This is a genomic window from Pandoraea sp. (genome assembly GCF_041919235.1).
GTDB lineage: Bacteria > Pseudomonadota > Gammaproteobacteria > Burkholderiales > Burkholderiaceae > Pandoraea.
The window spans coordinates 195541-212985 of the sequence record NZ_JAYRUC010000002.1 but is presented as its reverse complement, the minus strand read 5'-3'; the positions used below and the strand labels follow the sequence as shown (position 1 = coordinate 212985).

The following is a 17445-nucleotide window of genomic DNA, read 5'->3' as shown; positions in this document are numbered from 1 at the left end:
TGTGTCTGCCTTGCCTTAGAAATCAGGCGTTTCCGTCGGACGCAAGTCGAACACGAGCACTTCTGCGTCGTTGCCCTCGGAGAGCGTAAGCGCGGTTTCGTCGCGAACGCGCACGCCATCGCCTTCCTCCAGCGCCACACCGTTCAAGCGCACGCTGCCGCGAGCCACATGCACGTATGCATAGCGATTCGGCGCGAGCGTCAGCGTGGCCGATTCATCACCGTCGAACAGGCCGGCGTACACGCGGACATCTTGATGGATGTGCAGCGAGTTGTCGCTGCCCTCCGGCGAGATGATCATGCGCAGACGACCGCGCTTTTCCTCCGGCGTGAAGCGCTGTTGCTGATACTCGGGGGCGATGCCCGTCTGGTTCGGCACAATCCAGATTTGCAGAAAGTGCACCGGCGAGGTACGCGAGTGATTGAACTCGCTGTGCGCCACGCCCCGCCCGGCACTCATCAACTGCACGTCGCCCGGCTCGATCACCGATCCCGTGCCCATGGTGTCCTTGTGTTCGAGTGCACCCTCAAGCACGTACGAAAAGATTTCCATGTCACGGTGCGGATGCTTGCCGAAGCCCTGTGCCGGGGCCACTCGGTCGTCGTTGATCACCAGCAGATCGGAAAAGCCGACTTGCTTCGGATCGTAAAAATTCGCGAACGAGAACGTGTGGCGCGAGCTGAGCCAGCCGTGTTCGGCAACGCCTCGGTCCGCAGCTTTTCTGATGTCCAGCATGATGGGCTCCTGTGTCTTCATCTTTCGTTAAGAGGCTGGGTGGGCCTCGATGAATGACATTCTAGAGTCCTGAGCGATAACTACAATCCATCCGATTTGCGAATGATTGTCTCGTAATAGGTGACAATTGGGAGCGCGGGGCAGATGGCCTGCCGCGCGGCCATGAGGCGGACGATTCCTATGGAGAGGGGTACAGGCGGCTGAAAGCGCGGGTGTTGGCGCGCATGCACCCGCTCGATGTGCGAGACTACGAACCTTCTTCAGCAACGCCAGCCGGCCCGCCACCGACAGGGCATGCGCGGTTGGCACCGTGTCGACCGCGCACCGGTCGCAAGCATGCGCGTCGCGACGTTGCCTGAGCTGCCCCCAACCGGAGATTCGTCATGAGCCGCACCTATGCATTTCGTATCGTCAATGTTTTCGCCGAGACCACATTCGGCGGCAATCCGCTGTGCGTTTTCGAAGACGCGCGCGGTCTGAGCGACGAGGAGATGCGATCGCTGGCGCGGCAGTTCAACCTGTCGGAGACGACGTTCATTCTTCCCTCCGAGACGGCCGACGCGCACGTGCGAATCTTCACGCCGGGTTATGAGATGCGTTTTGCGGGCCATCCGACGCTGGGGACGGCGCATGTGCTGCGTGACATGCGCGATCTGGGCGAACGCGTGACGTTGCAGTTTGCCGCGGGCCTCGTGCCGGTGCAGGCCGACGGCGATCACTGGACGCTGACGGCACCGTCGTCGGGCGAACCGAAGATCCACAAGGCGAGCGAAGCAGATGCCGACATCGCCGCGCTGGTGCGACTGGGGCGCGACGATCTCGCGCATGCGCCGCAATGGGTCGATACGGGGGCCGACCAGTTGTTGATCCCGCTGCGCAATGCGGACGCCGTGGCTCGGGCTCAACCCGACAGCGCGCGACTGGAACGCTGGCCGCTCTCAAGCCTAGAGCGCAAGACAGGCTACGTATTTTCCATCGACGACGAGACGGATGGGGAGTTGCAGGTCACGGCACGCTACTTCTTCACGACGCAGGGGGGCGGCGTGAGCGAAGACCCGGGCACGGGGTCGGCGTGCGCCAACCTTGGCGGCTGGCTGATCGGGCAGGGGTATCCCCTGCCGGTACGCGCGCGGGTGTCGCAGGGCGATGCCGTCGAGCGCCCGTGCCGGTTGACGCTCGAAGTCACGGCGGATCGACAGATCCGGGTGGGCGGCAACGTCATCGAAATCGCGCAGGGCGTGGTGCGTCTGTAAGGCGCCCGGGGACCACAACCGCATGTACGCATTGGCAGCACCGGTCGAGAACGAACTGGATATCAGGAAGAGCCGATTTATCGGCATCGTCATGCCCGTGACTTCGCGCGAGGCCGCCATGCGCGAACTCGACGCGCTGCGCGCACGCTACCCCAACGCCACGCATTACTGCTGGGTATTGCTGTGCGAAGGCGCGTCGGGCTTCGACGACGATGGCGAGCCGGGGGGCACGGCGGCCAAGCCCATGTACAACGTACTCATGCACAAGGAGCTGGCGAACGTGCTTGCGGTGGTCGTGCGGTATTACGGTGGCATCAAGCTTGGCGCAGGTGGTCTGACCCGGGCCTATGGACAGGCCGTCAGCGAAGCCCTCAAGCTCGCCACGCTCACCGCCGTCGAGCCGACGACAGAGCCGCGCTATCGCTGCACCTTTGCACACGAAGCGACGCTGCGCCGGATGGCGCAGCGTCACGCTGCCGAAGTGATCGACGTCGCGTATGACGACGCTGTCACGCTGCGGCTACGGCTGAAGGTGCGCGACGTGGCGGCGTTCGAAGCCGACGCGACGCAGGCGCTCAGCGGTGGTCTCGAGCGGTGCGACTGACACGGTATCGCACTGACCCTGGGCAGAACCTGGACTGACCCTGCAACTGAACCGGCGCGAGCGCAGCGTGCCTGTCATGCAACGCTGCGTTCGCGATCAGCGCACGTTGACGACGCCGTGCATGCCGGCGGCGAAGTGTCCCGGTTCGAGGCACGCGAAGTCGACGGTCCCGGCTTGCGCGAAGTGCCACACGAGCGTCTTGCGCTCACCGGGTTCGACCGTGACGGCGTTTGGCTCGGCGTGAATCATGTCGGGCATCTGCTGCATCATTTTGGCGTGTTCCGCGAGCGACGCGGCCGTGCCCAGGGTCAGTTCGTGACGGAGCTTGCCACGGTTGGTGATGACGAAGCGCACCGTGTCGCCGCGACGCACGGTGAGCGTGGCAGGCGAGAAGCGCATGGTGTCGCGCATGTCGACCTCCACGGTGCGGGTGGCCTGCGCGTCGTCGCCGGGTTCACCGATGCCTGCCGCGGCGCCGCTTTGACCGTGCTGCATGTGCATGGCGTGCGGATCGTCGGCCAAGGCGGGGGCGGCGAATGCGAGTGTGGCGGCGCCAAGAACGAGCGGCGCGAGGGCGGTGAAGGGGTTGAAGGGGTTGAAAAGGGCGCGGGAGAGCAACGAACGCATCATGATTTGACTCCGGTTTTGCCTGCGTTAGCGGGCTGACGATGGGTAGAGGGTAACGCGGAAGTGCTGCCTTGCCACGGAACAGCGACCGAGCCGCGTGGCGCGCGATATGCGCCGGGATCGCGGTAACTGTCGCGCGGCAGGTTCGGCCGGACTTTCAGTGTGGTGAACATGCCGCCCATTTCGATGGGGCCGTAGGGGCCGGTGCCGGTCATCATCGGCAGGGTGTTTTCCGGCAACGGCATTTCCATGCCGTTCATCGAGGCGCCGGTCTCGCCCATCGCCATGTAGTCGGGAATGATGCGCGCAATCTTCGCGGCGATCGCACGCTGATCCACGCCCAGCATGGTCGGCACGTCGTGCCCCATCGGGTTCATCGTATGGTGCGACTTGTGGCAATGGAACGCCCAGTCGCCCGGCTCGGTGGCGTCGAACTCGATGGCGCGCATCTGACCCACGGCAACGTCGGTCGTGACTTCCGGCCACTGCGCCGAGGGCGGCACCCAACCGCCGTCGGTGCCCGTCACCTTGAACTCGTGACCGTGCAGATGGATCGGGTGGTTCGTCATCGTGAGATTGCCGATACGAATGCGCACCCGGTCGCCCTGACGCGCCACCAGCGGATCGATGCCGGGAAATGCGCGGCTGTTCCAAGTCCAGAGATTGAAGTCCGTCATCTCGTTCACGCGCGGCGTACGGCTGCCGGGATCGACGGCGTAGGCATTGATGAGGAAGACATAGTCGCGCTCGACCGGCATGAACGACGGGTCTTTCGGATGCGTGACCCAGAAGCCCATCAACCCCATCGCCATCTGCATCATCTCGTCGGCGTGCGGGTGATACATGAAGGTGCCGGCCCGTTTCGCTTCGAACTCATAGACATAGGTCTGTCCCGGCGCGATGGCGCGCTGGTTCAGGCCGGCTACGCCGTCCATGCCATTGGGCAGGCGCTGGCCGTGCCAGTGAACGCTCGTCGCCTCGGGCAGGCGGTTCGTCACGTAAAGGCGGACGCGGTCGCCTTCCACCACTTCGATGGTCGGTCCCGGACTCTGTCCGTTATAGCCCCACAGGTTCGCCTGCATGCCCGGGGCAATCTCCCGCACCACAGGCTCGGCGATCAGATGAAACTCCTTCACGCCATGGCGCATGCGCCACGGCAACGTCCAGCCGTTGAGCGTCACGACGGGACGGTACGCCCGGCCGTTGGGCGGTGAGTGCGGCTTGGCAGTGCTGGCGTCGGTACGCGTTGCCGCTTCGGGCAGCGCGGCGAGGCTGGTGCGCTCGACCGTGGCCGCGCCCATGACGGCGAGGCTGGCGTCACGCAGGAATCGTCGGCGCGAAGTCATGCGCCACCTCCGTGTGGGTGAGTCGGGATGGGTTGAACGGGCGACGGGGGCGACGGGGGCGGGCGTGTCGGCGATCCGGCGCCTTGCGTGGCTGCGGGGGCGGACGACGCGTCGTCCGTGTCCGGGTCGCCACCGCCAAGGCTTTCGCGCAACGACGCATCGGCCAGCCAGAAATCGGCGGTGGCGTCGATGTATGCGAGGACCGTGTCGCGCTGCTCGCGGGCATCGCTCAGCAGATCGAAGACACTGGCGAGCATGCCGTTGTAGCGCAGCAACCATTCGTCGGAGATACGCTGGCGCATGGGCAGGATCGTGGTGCGGTAATGCGCCGCGATGTCCCAGGCGGCGAGCGTCTGTGCGCGGCGCGCACGCACGTCGGCGCGCGCCGCGACCGCCGTATCGGCGAGGTGCTCGACGCTTTGCCGATAGCGCGCTTGCGCCCCGGCCACACGCGCCGTGCCCCAGTCGAACAACGGCACTTCGAGCGAGATCTCGTAACCGCGCTGGTTGGGCGAACCCGTCGCGCTGTTGTCGCGATAGGCGGTATCGAGCACGTTGACGAAGCGGGTGGCGCGCGTGAGTCCCAGGTCGCTTGCCGTGCTCTCGAGCGCTGCGCGAGCCGCGCGAACGTCGCCGCGCTCGCGCAGTGCCCGAGCTTCGGCGTCGGGCCATGCCGGGCGAGTGCGTGGGAGCGCGGGCAGACGCGCCGGTAGCGTGAAGCGCAGTTGTTGTCCCCACAGGCCCATTTGCCGGGCGAGGTGTTCGCGTGCGATATCCGACTGCTCGCGGGCACGCGCGAGTCGCGCGGCCGTGTCCGCATCGACGAGCACTTCCTGCGTGCGGCGCATCGCGCTGAAGTTGCCCGCACGCGCCATGCCGTCGGCGAGTTCGCTGGCCGCCTGTGTCGCGAGACGCGTCTGCTCGAGAATCTGCACGCGCTCCTGCGCCGCGACGGCTTCGATCCAGGCTCGCCGCGTTCGCGTTGCCTGTTCGACGATCGCTTGCGTGACTTGCGCCTGGACTTGAGCAAGCCGTCGCGCTTCGATTCGCGACGCCAGCGGCATCGTGAGCACGCGAACGAAATCGAACCCCCAGGTGCGCTCGATGCCAATATCGCCGCCGCCTTGCACCCTTTGAAACGAGAAACGGGGATTGGGCAAGCGTCCGGCTTGCACGAGCGACGCTTCGGCAATGCCGAGTTCCGCGTAGGTAGCCTGCAAGCCGCGATGGTTGAGCAACGTGAGTTGGACTGCGGCGTCGATGTCGAGCGTTCGGGAAAGCAGGTCGTCGCGCGCCTTTGCGAGGGCTTGGGCGGTGGCGTCGTCGCGGGCCCAGACGGCAGATGTTCCGAGATGCCGTTGCGTCGCGTCGGCGACCGGGCCGAAGCCGCCGTCTTGGCTGAACGTGGCGCAACCCGACAGGAGCAGCGTGGCGAGCGTTGCGACCAGCCGGGGCGCGTGGCGGCGCCGTCGCGTTCGCGATGCGGTGGGCGCGCGGTACCGCGCAGCCACCGCGAGACGCAGGCCGGGGCGCGAGCGGTAGGCCGTCATCGCACACCTCCCCGCATGTCGTGTCCGGCAGGCGCTGCCTGCGAGTCGAGTGCCGTGCCGGAGGGCGGTGGCGTCGGCATGGCGTGCCCCATCGCTTCGTGATTCGCCTGGGCCTGCGTCGCTGCACCCGCCGCAGGCGAAGCGCCATGAGCGCCATGAGCGCCATGAGCGGCGGGAGCGGTGGGAGCAGCGTGAGTAGCGTGAGTAGCGTGAGTAGCGTGCGGGGAGGGCGACGGTGCGGCGCTCGTGTTCGCGCTGACGTGGCCTGCCATGTCGTGGCCCCCACCGGACACGCTCGCATTGATCATGCGCCAATCGTCAGCGGGCACGGACAGTGCAGGCCGGGAGAAGTCGCGGAGTACGCCGCTCGGCGGCGGTCCGGCAGGTGCATCGGGCGAGGCCGGGTCGTCGGCGCGCGTCACATCGGCGCGGCCATCGCCGCCAGGAGGCGGCGTACCCGGCGCTCCCGACGTTCCCGGCGTTCCCGACGTCTCCGGCGTCGCACTTGTCGCGCCGCAGGCGGGCGCGAGCCCCGCAGCCCACAGCGATAGCGCGATCGGTACGATCCACGCACGCGGTCGTAGAGAAGAAAGTGTCATCGAAAGTCTCGTCAAGCGGGCGCTGCCGGACATCTGCGCCGCAAGTTTGCGGGACAGTCCGGCGTTGCGCGGTCATTTGACAGACGGACTCATGGCGTGAACGACAGGCGCGCGAACGCCGGTCATGCAACGGTGCGGTAAGTCAGTCTGACGGGCAATGCAGACGGTGCGCGATCGGTCGGCGGGCGGGCGACGTCAGGCGAGGTCGCCCTTGCCGTTCGCCGTTCGCCGTGACGACGGACCGTCAGGCGGCGCGAGCTTTCGGAGGACGTTCAGGCACGGCAACGATGGCGCTGCTGGACGACGTGCGCAGGAAGGGGATGGGGGTGGACGGCTGAGCGTCCGGTGTGCGGAGCCCGCCGCTGGGCGCAAGCGCCGTGCAGATGGCGCACGCCGCGCAGGCGGAACAACCGGTGGGCTGGCTGTGCGAGTCGTGTGACGCCGCGCTGTCTGACGAGCGGTCCGCGTGTGCCATCGGATGCGATTGGGCAGGGTCCAAGGCGGCACTGTCGCTGGCAGCCATGCCCGGCATCGCGTCGCCGTGGCTCGCGATCGTCGCGTTCATCATCGCGCGATGCATGCCCTGCATGGCCGTGACCGCATTGTCGGGCGCCTGGGCAGCGGCGGGTGGCATCGCCGACGCGGGCATTCCCGGCGCGCAATGCATGCGCAGCGCGGCCATGGCCTGTAACGGCACGGACACGCACAACAGCCACAGCACGAGAAGTTTGCGCCAGCGATTCATGCTGCGCAGTCTAGCATCGCCCGCGCGACGCTCGCAAATGGACGTGCATCGCACGCGCGTGCACGGCCAGGGATGTGTGCAGGGTCTCAATGCTCGAAGAGGTGGTATGCCTCGACGTGTGTACGCCGTCGCGAGAGGGCGACGAGATTGACGATGCACACCGCAGCGACGAGGCCAAAGAGGGGGGCGGAGACTTCGATGGTGTCGCGGGCGAGGAACGAGATGAGTGTCAGCGTCACCATCAGCGTGAGCAGTACCCGATGGAGCCACGCAGCCAGCCGTAGATGCCGCTCGGATTGCGTGACCAGCACGGTGAGCGCGACATAGAACGGGGCCGCGAGCAGCGCCAGCACGCAAAGCGCGAGCATCACGCCCAACACGCTGGCGAGTAACGCATGCCCGTCGGCGGCGCTCGATTGCACGCCGACGACCGTTGCCGCAGCGAGATAGAGCAGCATCAAACCATTCAGAATGATCGCGAGTCGGTTCATGACATCTCTCCGGCAGAAAGAAGTGCGGAGGTGGGATCTCCCCGCGCGGCGCGACGGGGTCCGGTGGGCGCTCAAGCGGTCAAGCGGTCAGTGGGCGAAGGCGGCGTCCGGCGGAGGACGAGACCCGGCGCGCAACGCCATCGTCCGGCGACGGACGCTCGCCGTGCGAGGGGCGTCGTCAGCGGGGAGGCTTGGGTGTGGCGGCCGGACGCGACCGTCCGTCCGGGCTGCACGCCGCCGGTGGCGACAGCCCCAGCCAAACGGCGGCTGCATCGATGCTCGCCGAATCCGACGGCGCCTGCACGCGATAGATCGACACATTGCCCCGGTCGTCGACACAGAACAGATCGCGCTCGAGGTCGGCCGCGACGTCGAGCCGTCGCTGGATCCGATAGAAGCCTAACGGCGTGAGGTCCTGCACGAGTGCGGCGAGCGTCTCGGGATAGAGATACAGACGGCTCGGCCAGTGACCGTGCCGGAAGCGGAACATGCCGAGAGCGCCGAGCACATGGGCGAGCGTGCCGCCGTGACCGCGAACGTGCTTGAGCGCGCGCGACGGGGCGTGGGCACCGGTACTGTGCGAACTTGCGGGACGAAGACTGTCGGGATGGGTGGCTTGCCCCATGGTTCACCCCGCGCGACGCGAAACCGCGCGAGCACAGCGCAAGCCAAACACTGCCGACGACGTACAGGTATCCACAAACACTCCGTTGACTTCTCGAAGGTACGTGCCCGGCGAATGTTGTTCTTGTGTCTTGTGATTGGATGGTTGCAGAGCTGTGCCGCAGGCGAAATCCGAACTTTCGCTTAATCCGTCGGCATGAGGTATCGCACAAGCCGGTCGGGCGGAAGGAAGAGACGTTTCAAGAGATACGTCCAAAGGGAAACCGGCGGACTAAGCCGCCGGTTGAGGCCCCATCGGGGTATCGCCAGCCACGCGTACCGGCGCGGCATGGTATGGGCCAAGAAGACTTGGCACCAAGAGGCATTGCCGCAATGCACCGAACCGTCACCGGTTCCCGGCAGTGCCCATGCAGTTCGACTGCCACTTGAGTATAGATCACGCGTGGCGCGGGCGAATCGACCATTTGGATGAGCGAGCGCCGTGTACGAACCCTGCGGCGCGCACGCACTCGAATTGACGCACGATTTCCCGTGTGCCTGTAGTTTCGTCTGCACCGACTTTGGGTTTTAATGGCACCATTCAAGGCAATATTGCAATGGGTGCGGTCCCGCACGGCAATCACGCCGTACGATGCCGCGCCCCTCAGTCAAACATTCCAATGATGGCAACGAATTCTTTAAAGCGATGGACGCTGCTTGCCTGCCTGTGCGCGGCGCAGTCGGCCTTCGCCGCTGATCAGTGCGAAGGCATCCTCATGCTCGCCAAGAGCGCGCAGAGCGGTTTTGTAGACGTCACCGGCCCGCTGGCGGCCAAGAGCAATCGCGGCGAAAGCTACGAGGCAACCTACTCGATGCCGGGGGGCGACTGCAAGGTGTTCCGGGCGACGGGCCTTGCCCCGACCTACGAATGCGTTTGGGATTACCAGAAGATCGCACCGATGGATCTGCGCCGTCAGGCCCAGGGCTTCGCCACGCAGGTCTCGCGCTGCACGCGTGGCGTCACAACGCTGCGAACGACCACGACGAACCCGGCCGGCTTGCCTGCCGAATGGCAGAGCGCGAGCCGGAAGTACGCACGCCCGGTCAATTTCACGGTCACGGCGCAGGACCTGGTGACGCCGCGCGGCGAGCGTCTGCGCGAGATATCGCTGTCCGTCGAAAAGCAGATCGAGAAGTAAGTCACGGGTTGTCTCTGCCGGCGTTGCCGGCGGGCTCACTGCGGGCAGAACCGACGGTTCCGAGCCCGGCGGCCCGGGCGGGCAGCGCGCCTCGTGTCCGCGCGATGGCCCGGTTACAAACGGTTGCAGACCACGCCCGCCGTTAACATTTTTTCAGTCGACGCTCGCTCGGCCGAGCCGGTAAAGTCATTCTTGAGGCGTATGGCGCACCTGCAACCCGCAGGTGTCGGCGGCGTCTCGTGCCAACCGGCCCCACCTTAGCGGCCGGGCGTGATGGCTGAACCCCCATGAGTGTCCGACTTCGTTACTGTTTCCTTCTGTTGCTCGCGTGCGCCTACCCCGCCTGGGCGGATGGCGGGCGTCGGCGCGACATGCTGGACATGAACAAGGCGTCGCTGCGGGAAGACATCAGCCGTTTCAGCGCCGATCGCGGTCGTGGCCAGGCAGCCTATCCGAACTGGGCCGCACCGGCAGAACCGCGGGAGCGTCTGTACACGCCCCAAGGCGAGCCACGCGGTCCGCGCGGCGGCCAGGGTGGCCGCCGAGGTCGCTGAGCGCCGTCGCTGACTGCATTCGCTGAGCGCAGTCGCCAACGGTATTCACGATACGCCGTCGCCTGAGTACCTTCGTCGTTCACGCTTTTCCTCCCTCCCTCCCTCCCTCCCGCTCTTCCTTCCTCAAGAACGCAGGCAATGTTGCACATGTGCAACATTGCAGATGCACGCCTATCCACAACGACGTCCGCCAGTCGTTCTTGCTGCCTGCCTACGTTTCCCCAATGCTGCCGTGAATGTGAGTCATCGCTAACCCGCCGATATAAGGAATATATCGATCTCGTTATACCGGGATTAATTGTGGCGCGGATGTTCGACCGATTTTTGTCTCTCCACCATTTCCCGGTCACTTCGTGTGACGCATTTTTCCACGCTGTCCTGGCCTATCTGTGCAGGGCGGGCCTGTGCGAGAATCACGGCCGTTTATCAGGGAGGCGCTTCGCAAGCAGGCGCCGGCAGGTTCCGTGCAACCCGGGAACCGGCACACAAAAGACATAAATCAAGGAGAAGTCAATGAAGCGGAGTATGGCCAAGGGCATTGGCGGGGCGCTCGTTTTGGGTGCGTGCGTGAGCGCGCCCGCATTCGCACAATCGAACGTCACGCTGTACGGTCAGGTCGACGCTTGGGCAGGCGCGGTCAAGAACCCGGGCGGCGACCGTGCCTGGACGCAGGGCGGCGGTGGCATGTCGACGTCGTACTGGGGCATGAAGGGAAGCGAGGATCTCGGCGGCGGCCTGAAGGCGGTCTTCGTGCTCGAAGACTTCTTCCGTCCGCAGAACGGACAGTACGGACGCTTCCAGGGCGATTCGATGTTCTCGCGCAACGCGTACGTCGGTCTGTCGTCGGACACCGCCGGCACGGTGACGATCGGTCGTCTCACCACGTCGTACTTCGTCTCGACGATTCTGTTCAATCCGTTCGTCGATTCGTACACGTTCAGCCCGATGGTGTTCCACACGTTCATTGGCGAGGGCGGTCAGGGCATTGTGGGCGACTCCGGCTGGAGCAACGCCGTGATGTACACCACGCCGAACTTCAAGGGACTCTCGGGCAGCGTGTCGTACGCGTTCGGTAACAAGGCGGGTGAGACGGGGCAGAACAAGTGGAGTGCGTCGGCGCTGTACTTCAACGGCCCGTTTGCCGCGACCGTCGCCTACCAGCAAGTGAAGTTCGATGCGCAGCCGGACGACCTCGCCGGCATGGCCGGCTTTCGCAGCCAACAAGCCGTGCAATTGGGCGCGACGTACGACCTGCAAGTCGTGAAGCTCTTCGGTCAGTATCAGTACATCCGCAACAACATCACCGGCGGCGGGGTGTCGGAGAACGGCGGCCAGCTCGGCGTATCGGTGCCGCTGGGTAACGGCAGCGTGCTCGCGTCGTACGCGTACACGAAGAGCTCAGGCGCGAGCAACGTCAACCGCAAGACGTGGGCTCTCGGCTACGACTACAACTTGTCGAAGCGGACCGACATCTACGCCGCTTACATGAACGACAAGGTGAGCACGCTCTCGGGCGGCGACACCTTCGGTGGCGGCGTGCGCATGAAGTTCTGAGATTCAGGCGCGCGCGCCGGACAGGCGTGTGAAGGAACATCGTCGAAGGGGGCAGACGCGGTTTGAAGCGGCGTCTGCCCCCTTCGTTCGTTGAGCGACGACGAATGCGCGACGCGCCATGGGCGCGAACGCTGCGCGAAATCGGCATGTATCCGGCGTGTATTCGGCGTATATCCCGCGTATATCCCGCGTATATCCGGCATGTATTCGACGCCGCATCTGACGCGTTTCGCACAGCGGTTTCATGTGTCATCGAATCGACGTGTCCGCGCTATGATTTGTGCACCGCGCAAGACGGTATTCCCGCCATCTTTCAGCACAAACGGAGCAGAGACAACATGACGATTCAACACGTAGGCATCATTGGCGCCGGCACCATGGGTAACGGCATTGCACAGGCGTGTGCGGTGGCGGGGCTGCCGGTGACGATGGTCGACATCAGCGATGCGGCCGTGCAGAAGGGCGTGGCGACGATTGCCGGCAGTCTCGACCGCCTGATCAAGAAGGACAAGCTCAGCGCGGCGGACAAGGATGCAGCGCTTGCGCGCATCAATACATCGACGGACTACGCATCGCTTGCCACGGCCGACATCGTGATCGAAGCGGCGACCGAGAACTTCGATCTGAAGGTCAAGATCCTCAAGCAACTTGAGGGCGTGGCAAAAGACGGCGCGATCCTCGCGTCGAACACGTCGTCGATCTCGATCACCAAACTCGCCGCCGTGCTCGCCAAGCCAGACCAGTTCATCGGCATGCACTTCTTCAATCCGGTGCCGCTCATGGCGCTCGTGGAGATCATTCGCGGTCTGCAGACGAGCGACGAGACGCACGCGCGTGTCGATGCGCTCGCACGCCAGCTCGGCAAGTCGCCGATCACGGTGAAGAACGCACCGGGCTTCGTCGTCAACCGAATTCTGGTGCCGATGATCAACGAGGCATTCTTTGTGTTGGCGGAGCATCTCGCGTCGCCCGAGGAGATCGACGAAGGCATGAAGCTCGGGTGTAATCATCCGATCGGTCCGCTGGCGCTTGCCGACATGATCGGTCTGGATGTCTGCCTGTCCGTGATGAATGTCTACTACGAAGAATTTGCGGATTCGAAGTACCGTCCGTGCCCGTTGCTCAAGGAGATGGTCGCCGCCGGATATCTCGGACGCAAGACCGGGCGCGGCGTGTACACGTACTGACGCCCGGTTGCATGGCCGGCTGAGCGGCAGGAACCCGGCGCGTAAGGCGCGCCGGGTTCCTGGCCGCAAACGCGCGTCCTTCGGGGCCCTTAGGGTTCGGCGGGACGTGATCGGCACATCAACGCGACCCGTCAGGCTCAGCCTCGTGCAACGACATGCTATCTCCGGATGACGGACTGTCACTCCGGCTCGGTGGGTTTAACGCGGAATGGCCTGATGAACTGCCTGAACTCCCCAAACTGCCCTGACCTAACGAGCCGTTCGGGCTTGTCCGATGGATGCCGAGCGGGCGCGTGAGAGAGACGATGTAGGGACTGCCGGGGGTATGTCCGATATCGACGAGCGCCCGGTTGATCAAGCGACCCGCATCGAAGCGGTTGCTGGCGCCTCCAAACGAGACGGCTTTGAGGGTGCTCCATGGGTCCAGAAGGATCGTCGAATGGCGTGTCAGATAGGCGGCTTCCCGGAAGAACTCGTGGCTGATACCGTCCCGATGCAGCGGTCGCACCGGGGTCGATCGGTCGAGGAGTGCAATCAAGTGTTCGGATTCCGTGTAGAGCACCATGACATGCGGCGGCCGGTTTTGCGGCTTGAACGTGATCATGCGGATCTTCCTTTTTGAGATGCCGCTCTCAAGCAGGAAGTGAAAGAGAATTTCGGCGTTCTCCTGGCAGAAGGCTTCGGCCGCCGCAGTCCACAGATAATAGTTCGCCGTGATCTCGGCAGCGATGCGCTGTTGCTTGATCAGCGGTGAACTCGGGTCGATTGTCTTGCGCATGGCGTCGCGAAGCACGGTACGGTGATTGATGATCGAATTGTCGCGAATCGGTTGCAGATCGGCGCGATTCGTTCGCCGAAGGTGCAATTCACTGAGTTCGGAATACGCCGTCTGAATCGCCTCCCGCACGTTTTCGTCGGGAAGGTGTCGTACCGCACTGAAAATCTCGTCGAAGCTGCCGGCAATGCTGTCCGCCGGATGGGCCAAGCGACTCGAACCACACCCACCGCCGCACAGGCGCAGTGGCGCGTGGGCGTGCCATTTCCCCGTGCTCGCGTCGTACGTCACTGGCACTTGCGCGCGCCGCTCGCTGCCTTGAGGGGCATCGACAAGCCAATGATCGGCGCTTAGACCGCGCCGTGCCCGGTAGTCGCCTGCTTCGCCCCTCAGGTAATGGTGGCCATTCACCAGAACGAGGCGCGACGGTTCGCCGGGGGGAAGCTGATCGACTGGCAAGTGTTGTTCGTAGCCGTGCAGATACTGGCGTTCGTCAACGATATGAAGCGGACTCGCCGGTTCGAGGACGTGCGCCGGCTCACCGGGTGGCAGAGCGGGGGAAAGCACGGCTTCTCGCGCGTCTTCCGCGCCGGCGTCTTCCGCTTTGTCATGCGTGTCGCCTTGGCTGCCGGGTTGGACGGCGTCGGACCGTGGCATGGAAAGGCGATCTTGCATGAATTCGGCGCTCGGTGCGTCAACGCGGTGCGCCGGTAAGGAGGGGTCTACAGGACGAGGTGCGGACGGCGAATGCGCTGGCGCAGACGAATCGGCGTGAGGCTTCAGTCCCGCCCCCATGGTGCGCGGGTCGGCGTACTGCAGAAGTCCCGCGATCTTTTCGGAATCAGGGGACTTGCCTTCGAGACCATCCTTGAAGATGTCCGCCAGATCGCCGGGGAGTCGCAGCATCGGCACACCGGGCAGCAGTCCGGTTGCGAGGTCGAGCACGTCGGCACCTTGCTGAACGCCCTGACGCACGTGCGGATCGATTTCCTGACCGCTGAGCATGGTGTAGGCGTCGCCCATCGATTCCCCCAGGTGATGAAAGGGAGCGCGTGCCGCCGCTACCGCATTCACGAAATCGTAAAAGGTGTAATCGGACTTGATCGAAGCGCGCGCCATGGGCCTGACGACCACCTCGCCGAACGCTGGCGACGCCGCGTTGGCCGTGGGCGGTGCATCTGGACTCCATGTCGTGGCGACTGCACCGCCGACTTCGCCGTCGCCCTCCGAGGGAGATGCGCGCCGTGGCACCGCACCTGCGGCGGGCGCCGCGAGATTGGCGACCAGCATGATCGCGAGCGCAGCCGGCCACGCCGTACCATTCGGCGGTTGGCGAGGGCCTGTGCGTTCGCGGCGTTCCGAGCCGTACGAAACGGACTGGGGGCGTGCGAGTCGCGCACCGCGAAAGGCTTGCGGTAAACCCGCCGACGGCATTGGCGGGTTCCGGCAATTTCGGGGCGTATGAGGCGTTCCGTAGCATGGCGCGACGCGCATGGCGCGGTGGTGCGAATCAATGGGCATGAACTCCTCCGAAGGGGCGGGGGCACGGATGTGCCGAGGGCCGGAACGAGACGAAGATGGACCGGGAATCGTCTTCAATCCGACGCGGCGTGGTTGTCGTCCGCCGGTTGAATCGGTGAGTTCCGCAGACTCGGGTTCGAGCGGATCGAGGTGCCCGACGGGGTTCCCGAACGGCCTGAGCTTCCCATGTTCGCGGCACCACGCATCGCCGCCGCAGCGCGCTCGCGGGGCGTGGGATAAGGCCGGGTCAGAGAAACCGTGTAAGGGCTGGCGGGACGGTGCCCGGTATCGGCGAGCGAGAAGTCCAACATACGCATCAATTCCTCGATGTCGTTGGCGTGCTTGAACGACGACGCCTTGATCCGGCTCCAGGGGTCGAGCAGCGCGGTCGTGTCGCGCGTCAGATACACGGCGGCCGTAAATCGTTCGCCGCTGATGCCATCGACATGACCCGTCACCGGCGGCTGAGGCGTGGAGAGATCGAGCAGATCGATAAACTGGTCCGACTCTGTATAGAGCACCATGACATGCGGCGGGCGACCCTGCGGCTGCACGGTGATCATTCGGATGTGGTGGCTGGGCACCCCTCGGATCAGCAGGTAGTGAAAGAGAATTTCCGCATTCTCCTGGCAGAAGGCTTCGGGGCTGAGGTTGAGGAGGTCGTATTCCACATAGTTGTCGTAGTGGATTGCGGTGATCAACGCGGCCTCGCGTTGTTGCTCGAACAGCGTTGCGTACGGGTCGAGCCGCATCAGTTGCCGTGCCAGGATACGGCGGTGTTCGACAATCGAGTTATCGCGCCAGGGACGCAGATCTTCACGGTTGGTTCGCATCAGATGCAACTGCGCCAGGTCGCTGTAGGCTTGCTGAATCGCATCGCGCACGTCGCGATCGGCGATGTGGCGGATCGCATCGGCGACGTCGTTTTTGCTCATGGCGACGCTGTCCGGTGTGGATTCCCGGCTCGGCCCGCATCCACCGCCGCACAGCCGCAAGGGTGCCTCTGCCCGCCATTCGCCGGTCTGCGCGTTGTACGTCACCGGCACTTGTGCGCGTGTGCCGCGTGGGGCGTCGACCAGCCAAAGACCGGCGCGTGCCCCGGGCGTCACGCGGTAATAGCCGGAGGCGCCGCCAAGATAGTGCCGACCGTCGATGGTCACCCACTGGCGACGGGGTCCGGGCGGAAAGTGCGCGGGCTCAAGCGCCTGTTCGTATCCCTGAAGGTACGCGTGCTCGCCCTCGATGCGAAAGCCGGGATTGGCGGTATCGCCGCCTGCATGGACCGCGCCTCTCTCGACGATTTCCCTGTCTCCCACAGGGCGGCTGTCGGGCATGGTATCGGATGCAGCGTCGAAGACGTGGGAACGCTTCACCGGTTCGTGCGCATCGATGCCGGCATGGGACTCCGGCGCCTGTGCCGATGCGGATTCTGGCTGCATCGGTACTTGGCTGCCACGCGTGCGCGGCGCGCCCAATTGCAGGAAATCGGCAAGCCGCTCCGGCTGCGGTGCCTTGCCATCGAGCGCATCGACGACGAGATCGGCCAGATGCCCGGGCAATCGCGCGAGTTGCACGTCCGGTATCAGCCCAGTGGCGGCGTCGACCGCGTCACCGACGCGCTGCGCTTCGTCGAGCGTTGTCCGATCCACTGCTTTGTCGCTCACGGCACTGTACGCCTCGCCGATCGCTTTGCCCAGATGACGGAAAGGCGCACTGGCGGTAGCCACGGCCCGGAGAAACTCCCGGAAGGTATAGTCCGATTTGATCTGCACAGCGTTGATCGGATGCATTTCGACATCGTCAGGCAAATCCTGTTGCGCCTCTGACGCGAGCGCTGTGGCGTTGTCGGGCGTGCTTCCCCCTCCCCGGCGATTGTTCGGGATGCGGGAGAGCATGGGGGTTGCCATCGCGGCGGGCATCGTGAGATTCGCGACCATCATCACGGCGAATGCAACCGACCAAGGGCCGATGGACGATGGGTCGGTGCGCGCGCGCAGGGGCGCGGATGCGTTGTCGCTCATGCGCTTGCGGGCGTTGCGTGTGCCATGAAATTCGCGAGGAAAGGCGGGCGCTGTGAACGCATGCGTCTCATGGGATCGCGC

At 64.8% G+C, this 17445-nt stretch carries 16 protein-coding genes; 6 read left to right on the top strand and 10 right to left on the bottom strand.

Features of this window, described 5'->3' with window-relative positions:
• Positions 1–15 precede the first annotated feature (15 nt).
• Complete coding sequence (locus ACE3UG_RS02550; protein WP_374619175.1) at positions 16–735, bottom strand: pirin family protein; 720 nt, start codon at positions 733–735, stop codon at positions 16–18.
• A 383-nt stretch (positions 736–1118) separates the two neighbouring features.
• Here ACE3UG_RS02550 and ACE3UG_RS02545 point away from each other — a divergent pair, with 383 nt between their 5' ends.
• Both ACE3UG_RS02545 and ACE3UG_RS02540 read left to right on the top strand, forming a co-directional pair.
• Positions 1119–1988 (top strand): PhzF family phenazine biosynthesis protein, encoded by an 870-nt coding sequence (locus tag ACE3UG_RS02545; RefSeq protein ID WP_374619173.1) that lies wholly within the window; start codon positions 1119–1121, stop codon positions 1986–1988.
• Between the two features lie 22 nt (positions 1989–2010).
• Positions 2011–2592: a YigZ family protein gene (locus ACE3UG_RS02540; RefSeq protein ID WP_374619170.1), complete on the top strand. Its 582-nt coding sequence runs from the start codon at positions 2011–2013 to the stop codon at positions 2590–2592.
• 96 nt (positions 2593–2688) lie between these two features.
• On the opposite strand, the gene ACE3UG_RS02535 is transcribed toward ACE3UG_RS02540, so the two are convergent.
• The 7 genes from ACE3UG_RS02535 to ACE3UG_RS02505 form a co-directional block, all read right to left on the bottom strand.
• Positions 2689–3222: a plastocyanin/azurin family copper-binding protein gene (locus ACE3UG_RS02535; RefSeq protein ID WP_374619168.1), complete on the bottom strand. Its 534-nt coding sequence runs from the start codon at positions 3220–3222 to the stop codon at positions 2689–2691.
• A complete protein-coding gene (locus ACE3UG_RS02530; RefSeq protein WP_374619165.1) occupies positions 3219–4565 on the bottom strand; it encodes a multicopper oxidase family protein in 1347 nt (448 codons plus the stop codon). The genes ACE3UG_RS02535 and ACE3UG_RS02530 overlap by 4 nt, the downstream gene beginning before the upstream one ends.
• Positions 4562–6115: a TolC family protein gene (locus ACE3UG_RS02525; RefSeq protein WP_374619162.1), complete on the bottom strand. Its 1554-nt coding sequence runs from the start codon at positions 6113–6115 to the stop codon at positions 4562–4564. The genes ACE3UG_RS02530 and ACE3UG_RS02525 overlap by 4 nt, the downstream gene beginning before the upstream one ends.
• Complete coding sequence (locus tag ACE3UG_RS02520) at positions 6112–6714, bottom strand: hypothetical protein (RefSeq protein ID WP_374619159.1); 603 nt, start codon at positions 6712–6714, stop codon at positions 6112–6114. The genes ACE3UG_RS02525 and ACE3UG_RS02520 overlap by 4 nt, the downstream gene beginning before the upstream one ends.
• A 244-nt stretch (positions 6715–6958) precedes the next feature.
• A complete protein-coding gene (locus ACE3UG_RS02515; RefSeq protein WP_374619157.1) occupies positions 6959–7459 on the bottom strand; it encodes a hypothetical protein in 501 nt (166 codons plus the stop codon).
• An 86-nt stretch (positions 7460–7545) separates the two neighbouring features.
• On the bottom strand, positions 7546–7950 hold the full coding sequence (locus ACE3UG_RS02510; RefSeq protein WP_374619154.1) for a hypothetical protein: 405 nt from the start codon (positions 7948–7950) through the stop codon (positions 7546–7548).
• Positions 7951–8128: 178 nt separating this feature from the next.
• A complete protein-coding gene (locus tag ACE3UG_RS02505) occupies positions 8129–8575 on the bottom strand; it encodes a hypothetical protein (RefSeq protein ID WP_374619151.1) in 447 nt (148 codons plus the stop codon).
• 754 nt (positions 8576–9329) lie between these two features.
• On the opposite strand from ACE3UG_RS02505, the gene ACE3UG_RS02500 reads away from it, so the two are divergent.
• From ACE3UG_RS02500 to ACE3UG_RS02485, 4 genes are all read left to right on the top strand, one after another.
• Positions 9330–9752, top strand: coding sequence for a hypothetical protein (locus tag ACE3UG_RS02500; protein WP_374619149.1), 423 nt, complete (start codon positions 9330–9332; stop codon positions 9750–9752).
• Positions 9753–10039: 287 nt separating this feature from the next.
• Positions 10040–10306, top strand: a complete 267-nt coding sequence (locus tag ACE3UG_RS02495) for a hypothetical protein (protein ID WP_374619147.1) — start codon at positions 10040–10042, stop codon at positions 10304–10306.
• A 513-nt stretch (positions 10307–10819) separates the two neighbouring features.
• Positions 10820–11860 (top strand): porin, encoded by a 1041-nt coding sequence (locus ACE3UG_RS02490; RefSeq protein ID WP_374619144.1) that lies wholly within the window; start codon positions 10820–10822, stop codon positions 11858–11860.
• 338 nt (positions 11861–12198) lie between these two features.
• On the top strand, positions 12199–13047 hold the full coding sequence (locus ACE3UG_RS02485) for a 3-hydroxybutyryl-CoA dehydrogenase (RefSeq protein ID WP_374619141.1): 849 nt from the start codon (positions 12199–12201) through the stop codon (positions 13045–13047).
• A gap of 118 nt (positions 13048–13165) precedes the next feature.
• Here ACE3UG_RS02485 and ACE3UG_RS02480 read toward each other — a convergent pair whose 3' ends face one another.
• The gene (locus tag ACE3UG_RS02480; protein WP_374619138.1) at positions 13166–15112 is read right to left on the bottom strand and encodes a hypothetical protein; all 1947 of its coding nucleotides are present in this window, start codon (positions 15110–15112) and stop codon (positions 13166–13168) included.
• A gap of 305 nt (positions 15113–15417) precedes the next feature.
• Positions 15418–17364 (bottom strand): hypothetical protein, encoded by a 1947-nt coding sequence (locus tag ACE3UG_RS02475; protein ID WP_374619136.1) that lies wholly within the window; start codon positions 17362–17364, stop codon positions 15418–15420.
• Positions 17365–17445 lie beyond the last annotated feature (81 nt).